22 protein-coding genes and 1 riboswitch are annotated in these 20,464 nt (G+C 63.7%); of the genes, 8 read left to right on the plus strand and 14 right to left on the minus strand.

Annotated features, from left to right (window positions below; genetic code table 11):
• Positions 1-58: 58 nt before the first annotated feature.
• The 4 genes from FJ951_RS14545 to FJ951_RS14560 form a co-directional block, all read right to left on the minus strand.
• Complete coding sequence (locus FJ951_RS14545; protein ID WP_140494284.1) at positions 59-337, minus strand: hypothetical protein; 279 nt, start codon at positions 335-337, stop codon at positions 59-61.
• A gap of 106 nt (positions 338-443) precedes the next feature.
• Positions 444-818 (minus strand): nuclear transport factor 2 family protein, encoded by a 375-nt coding sequence (locus FJ951_RS14550; protein ID WP_140494282.1) that lies wholly within the window; start codon positions 816-818, stop codon positions 444-446.
• Positions 819-835: 17 nt separating this feature from the next.
• Complete coding sequence (locus FJ951_RS14555; protein ID WP_140494280.1) at positions 836-1,282, minus strand: OsmC family protein; 447 nt, start codon at positions 1,280-1,282, stop codon at positions 836-838.
• Between the two features lie 36 nt (positions 1,283-1,318).
• Complete coding sequence (locus tag FJ951_RS14560; RefSeq protein ID WP_140494278.1) at positions 1,319-2,329, minus strand: NAD(P)-dependent alcohol dehydrogenase; 1,011 nt, start codon at positions 2,327-2,329, stop codon at positions 1,319-1,321.
• 97 nt (positions 2,330-2,426) lie between these two features.
• Between FJ951_RS14560 and FJ951_RS14565 the strand changes: the two genes are divergently transcribed.
• A complete protein-coding gene (locus FJ951_RS14565; protein ID WP_140494276.1) occupies positions 2,427-3,038 on the plus strand; it encodes a TetR/AcrR family transcriptional regulator in 612 nt (203 codons plus the stop codon).
• 100 nt (positions 3,039-3,138) lie between these two features.
• On the opposite strand, the gene groL is transcribed toward FJ951_RS14565, so the two are convergent.
• The 3 genes from groL to FJ951_RS14580 form a co-directional block, all read right to left on the minus strand.
• Entirely contained in the window at positions 3,139-4,794 is a 1,656-nt protein-coding gene (gene groL, locus FJ951_RS14570; RefSeq protein WP_140494274.1) for a chaperonin GroEL, read from the minus strand.
• Positions 4,795-4,863: 69 nt separating this feature from the next.
• On the minus strand, positions 4,864-5,160 hold the full coding sequence (groES, locus tag FJ951_RS14575) for a co-chaperone GroES (protein ID WP_006203049.1): 297 nt from the start codon (positions 5,158-5,160) through the stop codon (positions 4,864-4,866).
• A 393-nt stretch (positions 5,161-5,553) separates the two neighbouring features.
• Positions 5,554-6,180, minus strand: a complete 627-nt coding sequence (locus FJ951_RS14580) for a TetR/AcrR family transcriptional regulator (RefSeq protein WP_181165128.1) — start codon at positions 6,178-6,180, stop codon at positions 5,554-5,556.
• Between the two features lie 126 nt (positions 6,181-6,306).
• Between FJ951_RS14580 and FJ951_RS14585 the strand changes: the two genes are divergently transcribed.
• From FJ951_RS14585 to FJ951_RS14595, 3 genes are read left to right on the plus strand one after another with little or no spacing between them, the layout of a single operon-like run.
• The gene (locus tag FJ951_RS14585) at positions 6,307-7,488 is read left to right on the plus strand and encodes an MFS transporter (RefSeq protein WP_140515525.1); all 1,182 of its coding nucleotides are present in this window, start codon (positions 6,307-6,309) and stop codon (positions 7,486-7,488) included.
• 12 nt (positions 7,489-7,500) lie between these two features.
• On the plus strand, positions 7,501-8,793 hold the full coding sequence (locus FJ951_RS14590) for a D-arabinono-1,4-lactone oxidase (RefSeq protein ID WP_140515527.1): 1,293 nt from the start codon (positions 7,501-7,503) through the stop codon (positions 8,791-8,793).
• On the plus strand, positions 8,790-9,929 hold the full coding sequence (locus FJ951_RS14595) for an alanine racemase (RefSeq protein WP_140515529.1): 1,140 nt from the start codon (positions 8,790-8,792) through the stop codon (positions 9,927-9,929). The genes FJ951_RS14590 and FJ951_RS14595 overlap by 4 nt, the downstream gene beginning before the upstream one ends.
• A 139-nt stretch (positions 9,930-10,068) precedes the next feature.
• Here FJ951_RS14595 and FJ951_RS14600 read toward each other — a convergent pair whose 3' ends face one another.
• The 7 genes from FJ951_RS14600 to FJ951_RS14630 all read right to left on the minus strand — a co-directional run bounded on the left by FJ951_RS14600 (position 10,069) and on the right by FJ951_RS14630 (position 15,919).
• Positions 10,069-10,524, minus strand: coding sequence for a DUF2442 domain-containing protein (locus FJ951_RS14600; protein WP_181167562.1), 456 nt, complete (start codon positions 10,522-10,524; stop codon positions 10,069-10,071).
• The gene (locus FJ951_RS14605; RefSeq protein WP_140515532.1) at positions 10,517-10,744 is read right to left on the minus strand and encodes a DUF4160 domain-containing protein; all 228 of its coding nucleotides are present in this window, start codon (positions 10,742-10,744) and stop codon (positions 10,517-10,519) included. The genes FJ951_RS14600 and FJ951_RS14605 overlap by 8 nt, the downstream gene beginning before the upstream one ends.
• Positions 10,745-10,963: 219 nt before the next feature.
• Positions 10,964-12,007 (minus strand): ABC transporter permease, encoded by a 1,044-nt coding sequence (locus tag FJ951_RS14610; RefSeq protein ID WP_140515534.1) that lies wholly within the window; start codon positions 12,005-12,007, stop codon positions 10,964-10,966.
• Positions 12,004-12,801 (minus strand): ATP-binding cassette domain-containing protein, encoded by a 798-nt coding sequence (locus FJ951_RS14615; protein WP_140515800.1) that lies wholly within the window; start codon positions 12,799-12,801, stop codon positions 12,004-12,006. Before FJ951_RS14615 ends, FJ951_RS14610 begins: the two co-directional genes overlap by 4 nt.
• An 85-nt stretch (positions 12,802-12,886) precedes the next feature.
• Entirely contained in the window at positions 12,887-13,894 is a 1,008-nt protein-coding gene (locus FJ951_RS14620; RefSeq protein WP_140515536.1) for a substrate-binding domain-containing protein, read from the minus strand.
• Between the two features lie 85 nt (positions 13,895-13,979).
• Entirely contained in the window at positions 13,980-14,885 is a 906-nt protein-coding gene (locus FJ951_RS14625) for a sugar phosphate isomerase/epimerase (protein WP_181172239.1), read from the minus strand.
• A 2-nt stretch (positions 14,886-14,887) separates the two neighbouring features.
• Entirely contained in the window at positions 14,888-15,919 is a 1,032-nt protein-coding gene (locus tag FJ951_RS14630; RefSeq protein WP_140515540.1) for a Gfo/Idh/MocA family oxidoreductase, read from the minus strand.
• Between the two features lie 181 nt (positions 15,920-16,100).
• Here FJ951_RS14630 and FJ951_RS14635 point away from each other — a divergent pair, with 181 nt between their 5' ends.
• The 4 genes from FJ951_RS14635 to FJ951_RS14650 all read left to right on the plus strand — a co-directional run bounded on the left by FJ951_RS14635 (position 16,101) and on the right by FJ951_RS14650 (position 20,457).
• Entirely contained in the window at positions 16,101-17,126 is a 1,026-nt protein-coding gene (locus FJ951_RS14635) for a LacI family DNA-binding transcriptional regulator (RefSeq protein WP_140494255.1), read from the plus strand.
• A gap of 62 nt (positions 17,127-17,188) precedes the next feature.
• A riboswitch (cobalamin riboswitch) is annotated at positions 17,189-17,398 on the plus strand.
• Between the two features lie 255 nt (positions 17,399-17,653).
• The gene (locus FJ951_RS14640; protein ID WP_140515542.1) at positions 17,654-18,442 is read left to right on the plus strand and encodes an ABC transporter ATP-binding protein; all 789 of its coding nucleotides are present in this window, start codon (positions 17,654-17,656) and stop codon (positions 18,440-18,442) included.
• 39 nt (positions 18,443-18,481) lie between these two features.
• Positions 18,482-19,429: an ABC transporter substrate-binding protein gene (locus FJ951_RS14645; protein ID WP_140494251.1), complete on the plus strand. Its 948-nt coding sequence runs from the start codon at positions 18,482-18,484 to the stop codon at positions 19,427-19,429.
• Positions 19,430-19,437: 8 nt separating this feature from the next.
• Entirely contained in the window at positions 19,438-20,457 is a 1,020-nt protein-coding gene (locus FJ951_RS14650; protein WP_181171752.1) for an iron ABC transporter permease, read from the plus strand.
• The last annotated feature ends 7 nt before the right edge of the window (positions 20,458-20,464 follow it).

Genomic DNA, 20,464 nt, shown 5'->3' on the forward strand with positions numbered 1-20,464 from the left:
TGAGAAGGCGAGCCTTGGCCCGCCTTCTTTTGTTCTTCAACTCCGGACTAGCCGGCAATCATTTGTTCGCGCCGCCGAGCGCCTTCAATTTTTCGCAGAACGGGGCATACGGCTTGCTCATCGCCGCATCCTGACATTCCTTCATCATCATGGCTTGGTCGTCCTTGGACATTTTTGCCCAGGCGGCTTTCATCTCGGCGTCGGATTTCATCGTCTTCATGCTCGCATCGGTGAAGAACGGTTCCATCATCTTGGGCGAGTCGAGCGCTCCGGCAAGTGCCGTGCCGCTGAGAACGGTCAACGCGAGTGCTCCAAAGCAGGCGGTTCTGATGTTCATGACATTAGTCCTCCCTATGGTCTTTCTCGATCGTCGAATGGCGGTCGGACTCTATTCCTAGCACAAACCGATGTGTATTAGGAGTAACTCATATGGTGAAGCCGGCCTATCCCTTGACGTAGCCCATCGCCTCGACGATCCGCCCGCCCTCGACGCGCATCAGATTGACGCCGCGCAGCGAATTGCCGTCCGCCATCCAGTAGCGCCAGCGGATCGTCGCCCGCTCGCCGGCGACGAAGGTCTCCTCGATGTCGAAGCGCGTGCCGGGCTGGGTCGCGATCGCCGTCCATAGCCCGACGCAGGCCGCCTTGCCGGCATGGCGCGCACCGTCCGGTGCCGGCACGGTGTTTTCAATCACGCAGTCCTCGCCCACCAACTCGGCAAGCGCCGACGGATCGTGCAACTGGAACACATCGTTGAAGCGCCGCATGATCTCGGCTGTCCGCCGCGACTCTGGATGACCGTCCATGATGCTGCTCATCTCGTACTTCTCCTGATTCATTGTTGCGCGGCGGTACCCACGAGGGTCGCCTTGAGGTTGATCTGGGCCACGCCGGCCAGCGCGCGCGAAACGAGACAGCTCGCCTTGGCGGACTGGGCAAGGCGCTCGAACTGGTCTTCGGCGAGCCCCGTGACCTCCACCGCCGTTTCAAGGTCGATGCGGGTGATGGTCGGCCCGGCCTCGGTCGCTCCGAGGTGCACCCTGGCGATGGTGCGGATGTCCCGGGGAACATGACCTCCCTGGCCAAGGATGAAGGTCAGCGCCATCGAGAAACAGCCGGCATGCGCGGCCGCGATCAGTTCTTCCGGGTTGGTGCCGGGGCCGTTCTCGAAACGCGACGGAAAGGAATAGGCGCCTTCGAACACACCGCTGCCGAGCCGCAGCCGGCCTGAACCTTCCCTCAGCGTGCCTTGCCACTCGGCCGAAGCTTCACGAATTGTCATTGCTGTTCTCCCTTCTGGTTCGATCGATATGAAAGATCAGGCTCCGTCGATGACGACCTTCCCGAAGACGTCGCCCTGCTGGAAATAGCGGTAGGCGTCGCGGGCCTCGGCGAAGGGGAAGACCTTGTCGATGACCGGTCTCAACCGGTGCGCCGAGACGGCGTTGAGCATCGTTTCGAGGTTTGCGCGGCTGCCGACGAACAGACGGCCGATTGTGACGAGGCTGCGCTGATAGACGGCGCCGGGGATCTGCACCGTTGCGCCCTTCGCATCCTGAATGGTGAGCAGCACGATGCGCCCATAAAGCGCGCTGGCGATCAGCGACTGCGCGAAGGTCGGCGGGCCGCCGGTTTCGACGGTAAGGTCGATACCGCCGGTTTCGCCACGCACCATCGCCCCCCATTCCGGCATGTCGGTCGAGGAGACGACGAGGTCGGCCCCCATCGCCCGCAGCTTGCCGACCTTCTCGGCGCGAGAGGTGACGGCGACGACGCGGCAGCCGAGCAGCTTGGCGAACTGCAACGCGAACAGCGAGACGCCGCCCGAGCCTATGACTAGAACCCATTGGCCGGGCTTGGGAATCTCCGCCCCGGTCAGTGCGTTCCAGGCTGTCAGGCCGGCGCAGCTCAGCGTTGCCGCCTCGCGCCAGTCGAGATGCTCGGGAACTCGCACCGCCCATTGCTCGTCAAGCACGGCGTACTCGCCGAGCATGCCATCCAGCGTGCAGCCGAGCTGGTCGATCAGTCCGGCATTGATGCGGCCATCGATCCAGCGGGCGAAATAGCTGCCGGTGACACGGTCGCCGACGGCAAAGCGTGTGACATCATCGCCGATGGCGACGACCTCGCCGGCGCCGTCGCTGAGCGGAACGATCCCGCGGCGCGGTGTCAGGGGGTAGGTGCCATTGAGGATCATCGTATCGCGTCGGTTGAGCGAGGTGGCGCGCACCCGCACCACGATCTCCTGGGGACTTGGCTCCGGTCGCACCTCTTCCCGCATCACCAGACATTCGGTTCCGCCCAAACCCTCAAGACGATAGCTGCGCATTTCGGCTCTCGATTATATAGACTGATCTACATATTATGTAGACCAGTTGTCATATTTCTGGCAAGGCTTATAAGGATCTCTCCTGACAGAGGTTGACATGGCGAACGATACGAGAGCCCGCATACTCGAAACGACCGGATTGCTGCTCAGGCGGCGCGGCTATCACGGCACTTCGCTCAATGACATACTGAGCGCCAGCGGCGCCCCGCGCGGCTCGCTCTATTTCCACTTTCCCGGTGGCAAGGATCAGCTGGTCGTCGAAGTGACGCGCGCCAGCGTGGCCGAGGTGACTGAGAGGCTTGGCGCCGAGCTGGCGGCGGAAAGCGATCCGGCGGTTGCCGTTCACCACATTTACCAGTCGGTCGCTCGCATGCTGGAGGACAACGAATTCTCGCTCGGCTGCCCGATCGCGCCGGTCGTGCTCGATGCGCCGAACGACGTGCCGGACTTGGAGGAAATCTGCCGCTCCGCTTTCGAGCAGTGGATCGGCCTGCTGCGCCAGGCGTTTGTCAGGGCAGGGGTGGTCGAGCGCCGCGCACGGGCGCTGGCGCTGTTGGTCGAGTCCTCGCTGGAAGGCCTGATGGTGATTGCCCGCGCCACCCGCGATCGCTCATCGATCAACGTCGTGGCCGATGAGGTGGCTACCCTGATCGAGCAGGCAGTCCTCGCCGGCAAGGCGACGCGGCAAGCGGAGAGCACTGCTGTCTGACGCTGGTTCCAACCGACTACGCTGAAGCAAGGCCTGAATGTGCAAAGAAAAGGGCGGCATCGCTGCCGCCCTTTCCACATGCATAAAGCAGATGGCTGGATTAGAAGTCCATGCCGCCCATACCGCCCATGCCGCCGCCGCCCATGCCGCCAGGCATGCCGCCGCCAGCCGACTCCTTCTTCGGAGCCTCCGCGATCATGGCTTCGGTGGTGACCAGCAGGCCGGCGACCGAGGCCGCGTCCTGGAGAGCCGTACGCACGACCTTGACCGGATCGACGATACCCATGGCGATCATGTCGCCATATTCGCCGGTCTGGGCGTTGTAGCCGAAGGTCGCGCCCTTGTTCTCGAGGATCTTGCCAGCAACGATCGATGCTTCCGCACCGGCGTTGGCAGCGATCTGACGGGCCGGAGCCTGCAGCGCGCGGCGCACGATGTTGATGCCGGCGGCCTGGTCGGAGTTGACGCCGGTGGCCTTGAGGTTGCCCGAAGCGCGCAGCAGGGCCACGCCACCGCCGGCAACGATGCCTTCTTCCACGGCCGCGCGGGTCGCGTTGAGGGCGTCATCGACGCGGTCCTTCTTTTCCTTCACTTCCACTTCGGTCGCACCGCCGACGCGGATCACGGCAACACCGCCGGCGAGCTTGGCCAGGCGTTCCTGCAGCTTCTCCTTGTCGTAGTCCGAGGTGGTCTCCTCGATCTGCTGCTTGATCTGGGCAACGCGGCCCTGGATCTCGGCCTTCTTGCCGGCGCCGTCGACGATGGTGGTGTTCTCCTTCGAGATCGACACCTTCTTGGCGCGGCCGAGCATGTTGAGGCCGACATTCTCGAGCTTGATGCCGAGGTCTTCGGAGATGACCTGGCCACCGGTGAGGATGGCGATGTCTTCCAGCATGGCCTTGCGGCGGTCACCGAAGCCCGGAGCCTTGACGGCGGCGATCTTCAGGCCACCGCGCAGCTTGTTGACGACCAGCGTGGCCAGGGCCTCGCCTTCGACGTCTTCCGAGATGATGAGCAGCGGCTTGGAGGTCTGCACGACCGCTTCCAGGACCGGCAGCATGGCCTGCAGGTTGGAGAGCTTCTTCTCGTGGAGCAGGATGTAGGCGTCCTCGAGATCGGCAACCATCTTATCGGGGTTGGTGACGAAGTAGGGCGAGAGATAGCCGCGGTCGAACTGCATGCCTTCGACGACTTCCAGCTCGGTCTCGGCGGTCTTGGCTTCCTCGACGGTGATGACGCCTTCGTTGCCGACCTTCTGCATCGCTTCCGCGATCATCTTGCCGACCGACTCGTCGCCATTGGCCGAGATGGTGCCGACCTGGGCGACTTCCTCGGAGGTCTTGATCTTCTTGGCGGCCTTGCCGAGAGCTGCGACCACTTCGGTCACGGCCAGGTCGATGCCGCGCTTCAGGTCCATCGGGTTCATGCCGGCGGCAACCGCCTTGTGGCCTTCCTGGACGATCGATTGCGCCAGAACGGTCGCGGTCGTGGTGCCGTCGCCGGCGATGTCGTTGGTCTTCGAAGCGACTTCGCGGACCATCTGCGCGCCCATGTTCTCGAACTTGTCCTCAAGTTCGATTTCCTTGGCGACGGTGACGCCGTCCTTGGTGATGCGCGGTGCGCCGAACGACTTGTCGATGACGACGTTGCGGCCCTTGGGGCCGAGCGTGACCTTCACCGCGTCGGCGAGGATGTTGACGCCGCGCAGCATGCGCTCACGGGCGTCGCGGGAGAATTTTACGTCTTTGGCAGCCATGTTCAACTCCTGGCAGGGGCTCGGATCGAGCCCGAAGATTTAAGATTCAGTTGATGGGAAGGCCGATATTCAGCCGATGATGCCCATAATGTCGGATTCCTTCATGATCAGAAGGTCTTCGCCATTGAGCTTGACTTCGGTGCCCGACCACTTGCCGAACAGGATGCGGTCGCCAGCCTTGACGTCCAGGGGCACGAGCTTGCCAGCTTCGTCGCGGGCGCCGGAGCCGACGGCGATGATCTCGCCTTCCTGCGGCTTTTCCTTCGCCGTGTCGGGGATGATGATCCCGCCGGCGGTCTTGGATTCGGATTCGACCCGGCGTACGACCACGCGGTCATGAAGCGGGCGGAACTTCGACTTTGCCATGTTTTCTTCCTCGATGAGAACGGTGAGAAACAGTTCCTCCGTCCGGCGAAGCCGGACAATCTACAAAGCCCGGCGGTACCGGACCTGTGGTTAGCACTCACCCAGGGCGAGTGCTAACGTGGCGGTGAAATAGGCTGCTGGCTGGCGAGAGTCAAGGCGCGCGCGAGCGGGCAGCGGCGCGAAATTTTGTTTTCCGCGAAAGCCCGCTCGCAGAACGTGCCAGTTGCCGCTGGCCTTTCATGCGAAATGCGCCGGTTCCTCCCGCAATCGACGGCGAAACAAGGCGCGGAGGGGTGCTCCGCCGCTACCGGTCAGAGATCCTGCCGCCCGATACTTCGATACGCAAGACGTGTCGATGTCACGGGAGAGGGGCGCGAAAGCCGCCGCCGAAAACTACAGAAACAATCTCAGCTGCGTATGGATGATGGACCTGTAGTCGTCGATCGTGCGGCGGCCTTCCTTCTCGTCCTGCGTCAGCGCTAGCCGCACGACGCCGCCGGCAAGCTGGAAGATCAGGAACACCACGCGCGCGAAGTCTTCGCGCCGGTCGGGCCGCAGCATCGGAGCGACGTGGTCGCAGAACATCTTGGCCTGGTGCCTTGTCTCAGCAATGTCGAGGTTCTGCAGCGCCTTGTCAGCCTGTATCGCGTTCTGCAGATCCTGGATGGCCGGGTCGTCGGCCACGCGCCGGTAATAGTCCTCGATCATGCGGTCCGCGGCAGCCGTCACGTCCTCAAGCCCACTTATTTCGGCGATGATCTCGCCGAAGCGTGCGCGGCTTTCCTCCGAGAAGCGCTCATAGAGCATCGCCAGGATCGCCGATTTGTTGGGGAAATAATGGTAGACGGTGGCGATCGGTCCGCCCGCCAGTGCGCCCACTTCCTTCATCGTCACCGCGTCGATGCCTTTTTCGCCGATCAGCCGCATGGTCGTCGAAAGGATCGCGTCGATGCGTTCGCGGCTCCGCTCCTGCTTGGGCCTGCGCCTCGGCGCCGTCGCCATCCGCCTTGCTTCCGCCATGCGCCCAATCTCTCGCGAGAGCTTCAAAATTCCCGGTTGACAAGAAACATGATCAAGTATCAGTTTCGTAATGCTGACAAGTTGTCAGCTTTTTTATCGCACTGCAAGGACGTTGGGAGGCGCCTCGTGACTGCGACGCAAGCCGTACAAGCGGAAAATGGCGATTGGCTGGTCGGCAACCCGACCGGCGTCGAGCTCGGCTCCGCATTATGGATCGGCTCGGTCGGGCTGCTGATCCTCGGGCTTCAGCCCGTGCTGCTTGGCGCGCTCTACACCGAGGGCCATGTCAGCGGCGATGAACTGGCGCTGGTCGCCACGGCGGAGATGATCGCGATCGCCATCGGTTCAGCCGTGGTGGCGATGCTGCTTTCCGCGCGCAACATGCGCTGGAAAAGCGCCGTCCTTTTGATCCTGCTGGCCCTGGCGAATGTATGGACCGCCCATGCCGCAAGCGCCAATGCGTTGATCGCCGCCCGCGCCATCGCCGGGCTGGCTGAAGGTGGTCTGGTCGCGATCGCCACCGAACTGATCGCCCGTTCGCGCCGGGCGGAGCGCATCGGCGGCTATTTCGTGACGCTGCAGACCCTGGCGCAATGTGCGCTCGCTCTGCTTTTGGCACTCTATGTCATTCCCAAGGCGGGGTCGTCCGGCGGCTTCATCGTGCTTGCCGTCGTCTGCGTCGTTTCGCTGGCGGCCGCTTTCACCGTACCCGGTGACTACGCCGACCTGCCGAAAGAGGAGAACCTGGCCAATGTGCTGACGGTTCCGTCGATCACCGCGCTATTGTCGGTCTTCTGCTACTTCATGTTCTTCGGCGCGATCTGGGCCTTCCTGGAACCGCTCGGTGCGCAATATGGGATTGATAGCTGGACCGTCGGTCTGATCGTCTCGGCCAGCCTGGCGACGCAGGTCCTGGGCGCGATGACGGCGACCGTGTTCGAGGCGCGCATCGATTACCGCATTGCCATTACGGCCATCGGTGCCGTCGCGCTGGTCTCCTCCCTTGTTCTTGCCAGCGCACCTGGCCTGACGACATTCTGGATCGCCGCCTTGGTCATGGGCTTCATCCTGTTGTTCATCGTACCCTATCAGATCCGGCTGGCGATCACGGCCGACGAGACGCGTACCGCCGTGCTGCTGGTGCCGGCCGCACAGCTCTTCGGCTTGGCGATCGGGCCGGTGGCGGCGTCGCTGCTCATCAATGGCAAGGATTTCCGGCCCGTGCCGGAATTCGCCGCGGCAAGCGCGTTTGCCAGCGTGGCCCTGCTTGGCCTGTTCGTGGCCACTATGCGCCGTCGGCGCGTCTGACGGGACGGCTGGATGTCGACGATCACCGCGCGGAACTGGAGCAACTGGTCGGGCTTCGTGCGCGCCGAGCCGAAGCTGATCGCCACTCCAACCGACGCCGGCGAGCTTGCCGATCTGGTGCGCACGGCACCTGGGCCGCTGCGCGTGGCGGGTGCTGGCCACTCCTTCACGCCGCTGGTGGCATCGCAAGGCTCGATCGTTTCCCTGGAGAAGATCGAGGGGCTGGTCTCGCACGATGTACAAAGCCATCGCGCGCGGGTGCGGGCAGGGACGCGGCTCGGCCCGCTGATGCACATACTGCAAGGCCTGGGCCAGGGCCTGCCCAATATGGGCGACATCGACCGTCAGGCGATCGGCGGCGCGCTGGGCACCGCCACCCATGGTTCCGGGCTGACGCTGGGCGCTTACCACACCCGGTTGGAGACGGTGCAGATCGTGGACGGGCGGGGCGAGTTGCGCGAATTCGATCGGACCCGCGACCAGGACATGATCCATGCGATGGGCGTTGCGCTCTGCGCCTTCGGCATCTTGACCGAAGTCACGCTGAACAACATCGCGACCTACCGGCTGCGCCGCCGCAAATGGGTGCTGCCGATCGCCGACATGCTGCGCGATTTCGAGACGATGATGGCCGCGCACCGGTCGGCCGAATTCTACTACATCCCGTTTTCCGGCTACGCGCAGTTCATCGCCAGCGATCTCAGCGACGCGAACCCGACCACCAGGCCTACCGAGCACGACGAGGCCGGCCTGGCGACGCTACGCAAGCTGAGCAGGGCGCTGCGCCGGCTGCCATGGCTGCGCCGCTCCTTGATCCGCGGCGCCGTGAAGAAAGTGCCGGCCGAGGATTATGTGCAGGACTGGCTCAACGTCTATGCCAGCGACCGGCAGACCAAGTTCAATGAGATGGAGTATCATCTGCCCTTCGAGGAGGGGCCGAAGGTGATCACGCAGATCATCGAGCTGACCGAGAAGCACTTTCCGGAAGTTTATTTTCCGATGGAGGTGCGCTCGGTGGCACCCGACATGTTCTGGCTTTCGCCCTTCTACAAGCGTCTGACCTGCTCGATCGCCATTCACCACGATGCCGCCAACGACCCTGAGCCCTTCATGCGGGCGGCCGAGCCGATCTTTCGCAGGCATGGCGGCCGGCCGCATTGGGGCAAGATGCACAGCCTGAAGGCGGCGGATTTCAAAAAGCTCTATCCGCGCTGGGATGATGCGATGGCTGTTCGGCGAGACATCGATCCCGAGAACCGTTTCGTCTCGCCCTACATGGCCGGCCTGTTCGGCATCGGCCAATGAGCGGCTATTTCACCACGCTGTCGGATGCGTTGAGGGCGGCCGGCGTCTTTCAGCCTTGTCTCGTGCTCGACCGCGACCGGCTGGACCGCAACATCGACCTGGTGAAGCAGAGACTGGCGCCCGGCCTTGCCGTGCGGCTGGTCGACAAGTCGCTTGCTTGCCTGCCGCTGCTTTCGCATATCGCCGGGGCGCTCGGCACCCATCGCTTCATGACGTTTCATCCGCCGATCACAAGCGCGGTGCTCGACGCTTTTCCCGATGCCGACATGCTCTACGGCAAGCCGATGCCGGTCGGCGCGGCAAAGCAGGCGATTTCAAGCAGTACCGCCGACTGGTCGCGTATCTGCTGGCTGATCGACAGCGAGGAGAGACTGGCGGAATACGGCGCTCTGGCCGCCGAACTCGACGTCGGGTTGCGCATCGCTTTCGAGGTCGATGTCGGGCTGCATCGGGGCGGGTTCGCGGAACCGCGCGCGCTGTCGAAGGCATTGAACGCGCTGCCCGCCCGGCTGCGCTGCGAAGGCGTCATGGCCTACGAGGCGCACGCGCCGCACATTCCCGGTCTGTTCGGCGGTCCCCAAAAGGCGCTGGCAGAGGCGTCGCAGCGGGCCGCGGCATTCATCGCGGCTCTCGGCGAGGACCAGCGCCGAACACTGAACATCGGCGGCTCGAAGACGGCACTGCTTCACCATGGCGGCATGGCCAACGAAGTGTCGATCGGGTCGGCCTTCGTGCTGCCCGGGGATTTCGACACGCCCGGCCTCGACGGCTTCCAGTCCGCGGCCTTCATCGCCACGCCGATCCTCAAGGTGGTCGAGCCGATGCTGCCAGGCCCGCCGGCGGTCACCCGCCTGCTGCAGACGGTCGGCCGGTTTCCGCGCAAGGGTTGCTATCTCTATGGCGGCAAATGGATGGCCGAACCGGTGTTTCCCGAAGGCATGGAGACCAATGGCCTGCTTGGCCTTTCCTCGAACCAGCAATTCATGGGCCTGCCCGGCGATGCCACCACCAGGTCAGGCGACTACGCCTTCCTGCGTCCGACGCAAAGCGAGGCGGTGCTGCAGCAGTTCGGATCGATCGCGGTTTTTTCGGGCGACAGGCTCGTGGACCGCTGGCCCGCGCTGCCAATGGGGTAGGCATGGTGCCTCGTTACGATGAGTCCAAACCAGACGCTTCGATGTAACAGACCGACCGTCAACCCAAAGCCACGATGCGCCGGCGACCAGCAGCCGCATGCTTGGAACAGTCAGCGAGCCTATCCGCCTCCAGACGGGGTCATCGTTGACCGGCCTTCTCGGCGAGATATCGAGTAGCCAACGCGATTGAATTGGGGATAGGTGTCGATCCTCTATAGTTGGCAATTTGGCGCCTGGAGATTTCCAACTGGAGCGCCATCCCCTCAAGCGAGAATTTCAGCAGATCGTCCATGATATGGCGGAATTCCCGGTTCTCCATACCAATTGAGGGCAGGGTATCGATCCATTCGGCTGTCAACTCGACTCCCCCGTCCCACTCGATTGCATTGCCGTCTTCGTTAACCCGCATGGTTCCAAACAGCTCGTCATTGTCGCGAAGCGGAATGAAGTGTCGATGGCTATTCAATACTGGATTCAGGTCAACCGTATTGGAGCGGCCGTCTCGCCAGGTGATGCGCACGCGGCGGCCATCAATCATGGTGACCGAGGCGATCCTGGGGAGCGGATTGCCGACTGTTACGATGTCGTCAACCATTGAGGCGGGTCCATTCATTGCGCAACTCCTCTTCATGCGAGTTAGCCCAAGCGATTACGGCATCGAGGTCTTTGCGATGCATTTGGCCACGCAACACGTTCCATGAGCCAATCCTGATCAGGACTTCATACTCACCCTTCAACGCGTGAAAGTGAGGCGGGTTATGGTCATCCGCAAAGACCTGAATCTTGATGCCGTCGAGAACCTTCAAAGTGGGCATGTGGCTGTTCCATCGCGCCAAATTTAATGCAGAGGGTGCACTAAATCAAGCGAAAGTGCACTGGGTGCACCCAAAGCGTCGCATTTCATCAGTTTGATCGATATTGCGCGTGACGTAAATCGACGACCCCGGCCCTGCGTTCTCGTCCGCGCGGCCGCCGTTGTAGCTACCGGATTGAGCTCGGACGGTCGCGCCGAACGGCCGGCCTTGGGTAGCGTTTCAGCGGTAGCGCGCCTGGTTCCAGCGGTGGCCAAGCAGCGACAGGATGATGATCAGCCCGTTGAAGAACTGCACATAGAAGCCGCTGAGGCCGGCAGCGACGACGCCGGTCTGGATGAACGCCACCGTCAGCGCGCCGATGGCGCCGCCAAACACGGTACCGATGCCGCCCCAGGTCGGCGTGCCGCCGACGAACACCGAAGCCAGCACCGGCAACAGATAGCCGTCGCCGGCGGTTGGCCACCAGGTGAAGTTGATCATCGTCGAGAAGGTGCCGCCGATCGCGGCCCCGATGCCGACGAAGACGAACACCTTGACCTTCACCCGCTTGACGTCGATGCCCATCTGCTGGGCGCTGTCGGGATTGTCGCCGACCACCTTCACCTGCGCGCCGAAGCGGTGGCGGTTGTAGAGCAGCGCGGCGAACACGACGAAGGCGAGCGCCCACAGGATCTGTACCGGAATCCCGTAAACTTGGCTGGAGAAGATCATATAGGTCCAGCTTTGCCCGAGCGTCGGCAGCGCGGTCGACTTGCCTTCGTTGATGATCTGGATCAGCCCGCGCAGCAGGAAGTTCATGCCGAGCGTGGCGATCAGCGACGACAGGCTGCCATAGACGACCAGCACGCCGACCAGGAAGCCGAGCAGCATGCCGGTGGCGAGTGCTGCGACGATGCCGAGGAAGGGATCGTAGCCGGCCTGAACGCCCAGCGCGAAAACCCAGGAGGCAAAACCCATCGTCGCCGGAAACGACAGGTCGATTTCGCCGGCGGTAACGACAAAGACCAGCGGCACGACCACGAACAGCGCCACCGGCAGCGTGGTCAGCACCGAGCTGTAGAGGAACCAGGTGGTGAACACCGTCGGATTGGCGATGGTGAAGGCGACCATCATCACCACGAAAACGCCGAGCGTGCCCAGCGCCGCGCGATTGTCGAGAACGAAGCCGCGCAGCAAATGATCCGACGGGTGCTTCCACGCCGCTTCGCCCATTTCGGCATGGGGCGAGGGAGCCTGGCGATTGGGCTCGGCGATGTTGCTCATGGCCTTGTGTCCTCCGCGCGCTGGGCTTCGCCCAAGCCGGGCAGTCCGCCGGGATGCGCGAGGTCTTCCATGAAATTGACGAGCGTGTCGGCCGACTTGATGTCGCGCTTGTCGGCCTGCAGCGCCACAGTGCCACGATCGAGCACGACGAAACGGTCGGCGATGTCGAAGACATGGTGGATGTTGTGGCCGATGAACAGGATCGAGCGCCCGCTCGCCCGCACCTGGCGCACGAAGTGGAAGACCTTGGCGGTTTCGGTCAGCGACAGAGCCGTTGTCGGCTCGTCGAGGATGATCAGGTCGGCCTGCTTGTAGATGGCGCGCGCGATCGCCACGCCCTGGCGCTCGCCGCCGGAAAGCTGGCCGACGACGGACTGCGGCGTGAACACTTTCGAAGTGAAGCCGATCTCGCGCATAAGCCGGCTCGCCTCCCTGATTTCGGTGCCGACTTTCAGCCAGCCGAGGAAGCCGGTGAGTTCGCGCCCCATGAAGATATTGCGCACGATGGTCTGCTGCACTGCCAGCGCACGGTCCTGGAAAACGGTCTCGATGCCGGCGTCGCGCGAGCGCGCGGCGTTCCAGCCGGTGACCGGCTTGCCGCGAACGAGGATCTCGCCACTGGTGGGCTTGACCGCGCCGGCGAGGATCTTGATCAGCGTCGACTTGCCGGCGCCATTGTCGCCGATCAGCCCGACCACCTCGCCGCGGTCGACGCTGAGATTGACCCCGCCAAGCGCATAGACCTGGCCGTAGGATTTCGTGATGTCGCGCAGTTCGATGATGCGTTCGGCCATCGGGTCCTCGCTTGCTTGTCGCATGCCGGCTCTCGCCGGCGGTCCCGCCGGCCGGGCCTGAGCCCCCGGCCGGCGGCTTGGGAGGTCAGCGCAGTGCTTGCTTGGCCAGTTCGGCGACGATCTTGTAATTCTCAGGCGTGACGAAGCCGGCGCCGGTATCGACATTCATCGGTGCCAGCCCCAGCACCACTTGCTGGCAGAGGCTGAGGATCGGCAGATAGCCCTGCATGAACGGCTGCTGGTCGGCGGTCAGTTGCACCCAGCCGCCCTTGAAGGCCTCGACGATCTGCGGGCTGGTGTCGAAGCCGAAATTGAAGATGTCGCCCGGCTTCCGGCCCGCCGCCGTCATATAGGTCTGGACGTTGCCGAGCATCTGTCCGCCGGGGTAGCCAACGGCCTTCACGCCGGGATTGTTGAGCAAGGCGGCGGTGATCACCGGGATCGCCAGATTCGGATCGGCCGCCCATTCGGTGGCGGAATTGATTTGAACGACATCGATGCCGGCCTCTTTCAAGGCGGAGACGGTCCCACGCTCGCGGGCGCCGCGGCTCTCATTCTCGAACGGGCCGATCATGATCGCCTTGTCACCGGCCTTGAGCTTGGCCAGCTTGAAGGCTTCCGCGCCGAGCGCGCGGCCCTGCTGTTCCTGCTGCGCGCCGACATAGCCCCCGCCGAAGGCCGCCACCACCGTCGGCACCGGCACGTTCTGGTACATCATCTTGATGCCGTCCTTATGCGCTTGTTCGGCCAGCGGCATGATGGCGGCGTCGCCGGGATGGCCCATCATGGCAATGCCGTTGGGCTTGACGGCGACCGCCTCGCGCAGCTGCTGGACCATTTTTTCGATGTCCCAGCCTGAGAAGATGTAATCCACTTTCGGTCCGAGATCGGCCGCAGCCTGCTTGGCGCCATTGTAGACAATGGTGCCGAAAGCGTCGCCCTCGGCGCCGCCGACGAAGAAACGGATGTGGACGTCCTTGCACCATTGCGCGTCGAGCGCCTGTGCCGGCAAGGTGGAGATGGCGGCGGCGAGCGCCGTGGCGGTCGCCACCACGGTCGTGCGCAGAAGTGTCGTTCTCTTGGCGATGCTCATGCACGTTCCTCCCTTTTGTCCTCGCGAGCGAGGGTTTCGACATCTGCTTCGGCAATCCCGTCCGGCTCCTCCCGCCGGCCAATCCTCACGTCGGGTTCGGCAGGTAGCTCAGGCCCCCTCTGCATTGCTGGAGGTATTCCAGCGCGCGGACCTGGCCTGTCATTTCAAGATCGTCGCGATAGACCGGGTCGTGCCAACCTTCGATATCGATGGCGCCCCTGTATCCGGCCAGCCGCAATTCGCTGATCACCCGCGTCCAGTCGCTGTCGCCGAAGCCGGGCGTGCGCATCTGCACGAAAGGCAGGCGGCCGAAGACGCCGTGCTCGCGAATGACATCCCAGCGCACCGTCGCGTCCTTGCCGTGGACATGGAAGATGCGATGCGCCCATTTGCGGATCTGCGGGATCGGGTCGATCAGATAGACCAACTGATGGCAGGGCTCCCATTCCAGACCCAGATTCTCATCCGGCAATTCGTTGAACATCAGTTCCCAGGCGTCCGGATTATGGGCGATGTTCCAGTCGCCGGCGGCCCAGTTGCCATCCATGGCGCAATTCTCGAAGGCGATGCGCACGCCCTTGTCGGCCGCGCGTTTGGCCAATTCGCCCCAGACTTCGCGGTAGCGCGGCAGGCTGTCGGTCAGCGGCTTGCCGCGGATGCGGCCGGTAAAACCGCTGACCAGATTGGTGCCGAACAGATGCGCGCTGTCGATCACCGTTTCCCAGGCCTTGAGCACGCCGCGGTCGGTGTCGCCGCTCTCGAGTGGATTGCCGAACACGCCGATCGAGCTGACGCTGACATCGGCATCGCCGATCGCGTCGCGGATCTCGCCGGCGAGCCGCCCCAGGTCCTTGCCGCCCAGCGTCTGCCAGAAGAAGGGCTGGACGCTCTCGAAACCGAGCGGCAGGATCTGCCTGACATAGGCGGCCGGGTCTTCGAGATTGGCCCGCACCATGGTGCCGATCCTGATGTCGAGAAGCGGGTTCGGCATGGTCATCCTTCCTGCCTGGGGATTTCGATCCGGCGCCCGGTCTCGGCGCTTTCGATCGCCGCGAAAACCATGGCCAGGCTCTTGATATTGTCGGCGCCGCGCGTCTCCGGCTCGGTGCCGGTTTCCACGGCGCGGACGAAATCTTCCATGACGCCGAGATGCCCGCCGATGCGGTCGGCAGGGTCGAGCGGCGGCACCGCTACCGGCACGACCTTGTCGAGCAGGCCTTCGCGTTCCGGCAGCACGGCTTCGGCCTTCAACTCGTCATGACCATCCCAGGTCAGGCTGCCGCGTTCGCCGACGATGCGCCAACTGCCTTCCCAACTGGTGCGGAAACCGTCGGCGCACCAACTGCCGCGATAGGTGAACATCTTGCCCTGGCCGAGCTCGAAGGTGGCGCTTGCCGACGATCCCTGCCGGTACCAGGAATTGGCCGGCTCCCATTCCCGGCAATACACTTCGGTCGGCTCGCCATCGACCATGTAGCGGGCGGCGTCGAACGTATGGATCGCCATGTCGAGCAGCAGCACGTGGCGCATGTCTTCGCGGAAACCGCCGAAATGCGGTGCCACGAAAAAATCGGCATGGATGCTGGTCGCAGCGCCGATGGCGCCGGAGCCGAGAAAGCGCCGGATGCGCCGGACGTTGGCGACGTAGCGGCGGTTCTGCACCACGGCATGGACGCGTCGGGCGCGCCGGGCAGCGTCGATGATGGCGCGCGCATTGTCCGGGCTGTCGGCCAGCGGCTTTTCCGTCAACAGGTGACAGCCATGGGCAAAGGCCGAATTCGCCACCGCGCCGCGGGCGGCGGGCACGACCACGTCGAACACCGCATCGGGTCGGGTCTGGCCCAGAATGGCGTCGAGATCGGTCCCGATCGCGACCCCTGCGAGGTCGTATTCGCGGGCCCGCTGGCGCGCCCTGTCGGCGTCGAGGTCGACGAGACCGACGATCCTGACGGCAGGGGATTGGCTGATGGCCTCGAGCCAGGTTTTGCTCATGGCTCCGCACCCGACCAGGACGACGTGCATCATCCAGCGCTCCTCCGGCCAACCCCTCCTGGCTGGCACCCACGGCAGTCCGTAAATGACTTCCGTAAACGTTTACGATGACACACCCGATGGCATATATTGTCAATCGGATTTGTACCGTCGGCTCTGAAACGCCTTGGCCGCACGACCGGCTGGTGCTAGCCAGAAGCAGGAGGGGGAGGTCTTGGCGTCCAGCATTCACGATCTTGCGCGGCACCTGAACATTTCGATCGGTACAGTCTCGCGCGCGCTTAACGGGCGCGCCGACGTGAACGCCGAGACACGCCAGCGCGTGCTCGAGGCGGCCCGGAAGCTCAATTATTCACCGAACCACTCGGGCAGGAACCTACGCCGCGGCACCACCCATGCCGTGGCTTTCATGCTGCAGCCGCATCCGGGCGACCAGCAGTATGGCGAGCCGTTCTTCATTCCGTTCCTCACCGGACTGCAAGCGACATTGGCCGAGTGCGGGCTGGACCTGATCATCGTCATGGGCGCGCCGGCGGATTATCAACAGGAGCGGCTGCGCCGCGTCGTCGAGACGCGTCGTGCCGATGCCGTCGTACTGGCCTGGACGCGGCGCGAGGACGATCGCATCGACTATCTGAGCAAGGCCGGCTTTCCCTTCGCGACGCTCGGCCGAAGCCGGTCCGGCGACGACAGCTATCCCTCTCTGGATCTGGATTTCGAGAAGGCGGGCGCCGATGCGGTCGACCGGCTGGTTGCGCGTGGCCACCGCCGCATCGCCGCCATCCGGCCGTCGCTTGACCTGAATTTCGGTTATCTGTTTCTGGAGGGTTATTGCAAGGCGCTGCGGCGGCACGGCATCGAAGTCGATCCCGGCCTGATTGTGGACGGTTTTATCAACGAAGCCGGTGGCTACGCGGTGACACCGCAAGTCATGCGGTCGAAGGATCCGCCGACCGCGATTATCTTCAACAACGACTCGATGGCGCTCGGCGGCTGCAAAGCGCTCGCCGAAATGGGGATCAAGCCCGGGCAGGATGTCGCGGTGATCGTCATCGTCGACACGCCGCTCTGCCGTTATTTCTCGCCGGCGCTGACCGGCTTTCGTCCGAGCCTTGACCCGATGGGGCGGCGGCTCGGCGAAATCCTGCTCGCCTCGCTCCCGGCTTTCGCCGGCGCGAAAGGGCCAGAGATCATTCGCGAGGTCTGGCCGCTGGAACTGGTGGCGCGCGATAGCGATTGACCACACGTTTGTATTGTTATAACAGAACATACATCGACCTTGCCTTGACGCTGCCTGCATCCTAGGCTGCGACTCGTGATGGTCCCCGCGCCGCAAGGCGAGGGGTGAAAAGGGAACATGGTGAGGCCCGATTTTCGGGTCGAAGCCATGGCTGCCCCCGCAACTGTAAGCGGCGAGCAAAATCCGAGAAGCCACTGGCCGGCAAGGCTGGGAAGGCAGGATGGCGCAACGACCCGCGAGCCAGGAGACCTGCCATCTGCATGAGTTGACCGGACGGGGTGTGCCGGGAGGAGACGCAGGTTTCGGTCTTGTCGACCGGTTCAAGCCAGCTTCCTTCCGTCGCCATTTTGAAAGTGACGGAAGTTGGACGGCTCCATCGATCGCGTACATCGCATTGCCATGCATCGCATCGTCGTGTGCACGCTTTGCCGCGATATCGCCACCGAGGTGAATTCAGGCCAGCGTCCGGCAGGACTGGCAAGCAAGACGCTGGCCCGTATTCCGGCAGGCCCTGCAAGGAATTGCCCATGACCGCGCCGCTTCTCGATGCCCGCGACCTGGCCGCAGCGGCGGATGGCCTGCATCTGGTGTATCCGGTCAGCCTTTCGGTGGCGGCGGGCGACCGTCTCGCCATCATCGGTCCCAACGGCGCCGGCAAGACGACATTGCTGCGCATGCTATCGGGCATGCTGAGGCCGAGTTCGGGCGAAGTGAAGCTAACCGGGCGCTTGCTGGACAGGATTTCGACCGCCGAGCGGGCGCTGCACATCGCCGTCGTCGGCCAGACCGATCAACCGGATCCACGGCTGGCGGTGATCGACTATGTCGAGCTCGGCCGGGTTCCGCATACCGGCCGCAGGCACAGGAGCGAGGAACGCGACATTGTCGTCGAGGCTCTGCGCCGGACCGGGCTGTTGCCGCTGCTTGGCCGCACCATCGGCTCGCTGTCGGGCGGCGAGCGCCAGCGCGCCCAGCTTGCCCGCGCCATCGCGCAGGAGCCGAAGATCCTGTTCCTCGACGAGCCGACCAACCATCTCGACCCGCGGGCGCGCAGCGAGTTGCTCGAACTGGTTGCAGGCCTCGGCATGACCGTGATCGCGGTGCTGCACGATCTGGCGCTGGTGACGCCTTTCGCCACCAGGGTCGCGGTGATGAGCCATGGCCGGTTGCATGTGCTGGCGCCGCCACGCGAAGCACTCACTCAGCAGCTGATCCGCGAGATCTTCGGTGTCGAGGTCTTTAGGTTGCGCCACCCGACGGAGGACCGCGAGCTGACGGTGTTCGAGGTTCCGAACCGTGCCGCGCCATCTTCGTGAGCGCAGATCCAATTCCCGTGCAACGAAGGAGCAACATCCGTGAAACGCCTTGCCGTATCTCTTGCCTTCTCCCTGCTGGCCTCTACGGCCTTCGCCTTTCCGGTGACGGTCGACAGCTGCGGCAAGTCGCTGACCTTCGACGCGCCTCCAAAGCGCGCTGTCATTCACGATCTCAACATGGCCGAGATGGCCTTCGCCCTGAAGCTGCAGCCGTCGATCGTCGGCCTGACCGGCATCACCGGATGGTACAAGGTCGGCCCCGAATTCAAGGCCGAGCAAGGCTCGATCCCGGAACTGGCGCCCAAATATCCGACGCTGGAAAACCTGGTCGCTGTCGAGCCCGACTTCTTCTTCGCCGGCTGGTATTACGGCATGAAGCCGGGCGGCGAGGTGACGCCCGATACGCTGGCGCCACACGGCATCAAGACCCTGGTGCTGACGGAAAGCTGCGTCCATCTCGACAAGAACCGGCCTGCCGCTTCGATGGACCTGCTCTATGGCGATGTCGAGAAGCTGGGCAAGATCTTCGGCAAGGAGGCCGAAGCGGATAAGCTCGTCTCCGGCTGGAAGGCGCAGCTCGCCGAAATCGCCGCAAAGGTCGGCGACCGCAGGGGAACGCGCGTCTTCCTCTATGATTCCGGCGAGGACAAGCCGTTCACATCAGGCAAGTTCGCCATTCCCAACGCCATGATTTCCGCGGCCGGCGGCGACAACATCATGGCCGACATGGACACCAGCTGGGGCAACACGGATTGGGAGACGGTGGCCTCGCGCAATCCGCAATTCCTCATCCTGCTCGACTATCAGGATGGCGGCGGCTACCGGAAGCTGCTCGATTTCCTGAAAGCGCATCCGGCAATGAAGGAGATAGACGCGGTCAAGAACGAACGCTTCGTGGCGCTTCGCTATGCCGAACTGACACCCGGACCGGCCAACATCGAAGCGATCGGCAAGATCGCCAGGGCGATGCATCCGGAAGCATTTTAACCGGGAAGATGACTTTGCGGCACAAGGCATTCGTATTGGCCATGATGGCGGCCGCGTCGGCTATGGCCGCGCTCGCGCTGCTATCGATCGCCTATGGTTCGACGATGATCCCGCTGGGCGACGTCGTTGCAGCACTTGGCCATGCGATCGGATTGAAGGGGCATGACGTGTCCGGCCCGGTCGGCAGGATCGTCGTCGACCTCAGATTGCCGCGCACCATCCTGGCCATCTGTCTCGGCGGCGGCCTGGGCGTGGTCGGCGCGCTGTTGCAGACGGTGACGCGCAACGATCTTGCCGATCCGTTCCTGTTCGGTCTCTCGTCGGGAGCCGCCGCCGGCGCTGTCTCCGTCATCACCGTCTTCGGCGACAGTTTCGGGATCTGGACGCTACCGATCGCCGCGTTCACCGGCGGTATTCTGGCGGCTTGCGTTGTGCTTTTGCTGGTTGCGCGGGTGAGGGGACAAGGCCCCGAACGGCTGATCCTCGCCGGACTTGCGGTCTCCTTCATGTTCACCGCATTGACCAATTACCTGGTCTTTGCCGGTGACCAGCGCGCCGCCCATTCGGTGCTGTTCTGGACGATGGGCGGGCTCGGCCTGGCGCGGTGGGACAATATCTGGCTAGGTGCGCTTGGGGCCGGCACGATTGCGGCGTACGGGCTGTGGAATCATCGCCGGCTGGACGCTTTCCTGGCCGGCGAAAATGCCGCCGAAAGTCTTGGCGTGCCGGTGGCGCGAATGCGACGGACGACGTTTCTGGTCGCCGCGTTTTCGACCGCGATCCTGGTTTCGGTCGCCGGCGTCATCGGCTTCGTCGGCCTCATGATCCCGCATCTGTCGCGGCCGCTGGCTGGTCCGCTGCATCTGCGCCTGATCGTAAGTTGCGCGCTGTTCGGGGCGGTCCTGTTGCTGGCAAGCGACCTTCTGGCACGCACATTGCTGCCGCCGCAGGAACTGCCGATCGGCATCATCACCAGCTCGCTCGGCGCCTTCTTCGTTGTCACCATGCTGATCCGTAACCGCTTGTGATGGGTGT

Source organism: Mesorhizobium sp. B2-2-3, from assembly GCF_006442405.1.
Classification (GTDB): Bacteria; Pseudomonadota; Alphaproteobacteria; order Rhizobiales; family Rhizobiaceae; genus Mesorhizobium.

What these genes read in the sequence shown, in the direction of transcription:
- FJ951_RS14545 (WP_140494284.1), bottom strand. Translation starts at nt 337, where the DNA reads ATGAACATCAGAACCGCCTGCTTTGGAGCACTCGCGTTGACCGTTCTC.
- FJ951_RS14550 (WP_140494282.1), bottom strand. Translation starts at nt 818, where the DNA reads ATGAGCAGCATCATGGACGGTCATCCAGAGTCGCGGCGGACAGCCGAG.
- FJ951_RS14555 (WP_140494280.1), bottom strand. Translation starts at nt 1,282, where the DNA reads ATGACAATTCGTGAAGCTTCGGCCGAGTGGCAAGGCACGCTGAGGGAA.
- FJ951_RS14560 (WP_140494278.1), bottom strand. Translation starts at nt 2,329, where the DNA reads ATGCGCAGCTATCGTCTTGAGGGTTTGGGCGGAACCGAATGTCTGGTG.
- FJ951_RS14565 (WP_140494276.1), top strand. Translation starts at nt 2,427, where the DNA reads ATGGCGAACGATACGAGAGCCCGCATACTCGAAACGACCGGATTGCTG.
- groL (WP_140494274.1), bottom strand. Translation starts at nt 4,794, where the DNA reads ATGGCTGCCAAAGACGTAAAATTCTCCCGCGACGCCCGTGAGCGCATG.
- groES (WP_006203049.1), bottom strand. Translation starts at nt 5,160, where the DNA reads ATGGCAAAGTCGAAGTTCCGCCCGCTTCATGACCGCGTGGTCGTACGC.
- FJ951_RS14580 (WP_181165128.1), bottom strand. Translation starts at nt 6,180, where the DNA reads ATGGCGGAAGCAAGGCGGATGGCGACGGCGCCGAGGCGCAGGCCCAAG.
- FJ951_RS14590 (WP_140515527.1), top strand. Translation starts at nt 7,501, where the DNA reads ATGTCGACGATCACCGCGCGGAACTGGAGCAACTGGTCGGGCTTCGTG.
- FJ951_RS14595 (WP_140515529.1), top strand. Translation starts at nt 8,790, where the DNA reads ATGAGCGGCTATTTCACCACGCTGTCGGATGCGTTGAGGGCGGCCGGC.
- FJ951_RS14600 (WP_181167562.1), bottom strand. Translation starts at nt 10,524, where the DNA reads ATGGTTGACGACATCGTAACAGTCGGCAATCCGCTCCCCAGGATCGCC.
- FJ951_RS14605 (WP_140515532.1), bottom strand. Translation starts at nt 10,744, where the DNA reads ATGCCCACTTTGAAGGTTCTCGACGGCATCAAGATTCAGGTCTTTGCG.
- FJ951_RS14610 (WP_140515534.1), bottom strand. Translation starts at nt 12,007, where the DNA reads ATGAGCAACATCGCCGAGCCCAATCGCCAGGCTCCCTCGCCCCATGCC.
- FJ951_RS14615 (WP_140515800.1), bottom strand. Translation starts at nt 12,801, where the DNA reads ATGGCCGAACGCATCATCGAACTGCGCGACATCACGAAATCCTACGGC.
- FJ951_RS14620 (WP_140515536.1), bottom strand. Translation starts at nt 13,894, where the DNA reads ATGAGCATCGCCAAGAGAACGACACTTCTGCGCACGACCGTGGTGGCG.
- FJ951_RS14625 (WP_181172239.1), bottom strand. Translation starts at nt 14,885, where the DNA reads ATGCCGAACCCGCTTCTCGACATCAGGATCGGCACCATGGTGCGGGCC.
- FJ951_RS14630 (WP_140515540.1), bottom strand. Translation starts at nt 15,919, where the DNA reads ATGATGCACGTCGTCCTGGTCGGGTGCGGAGCCATGAGCAAAACCTGG.
- FJ951_RS14640 (WP_140515542.1), top strand. Translation starts at nt 17,654, where the DNA reads ATGACCGCGCCGCTTCTCGATGCCCGCGACCTGGCCGCAGCGGCGGAT.
- FJ951_RS14650 (WP_181171752.1), top strand. Translation starts at nt 19,438, where the DNA reads ATGACTTTGCGGCACAAGGCATTCGTATTGGCCATGATGGCGGCCGCG.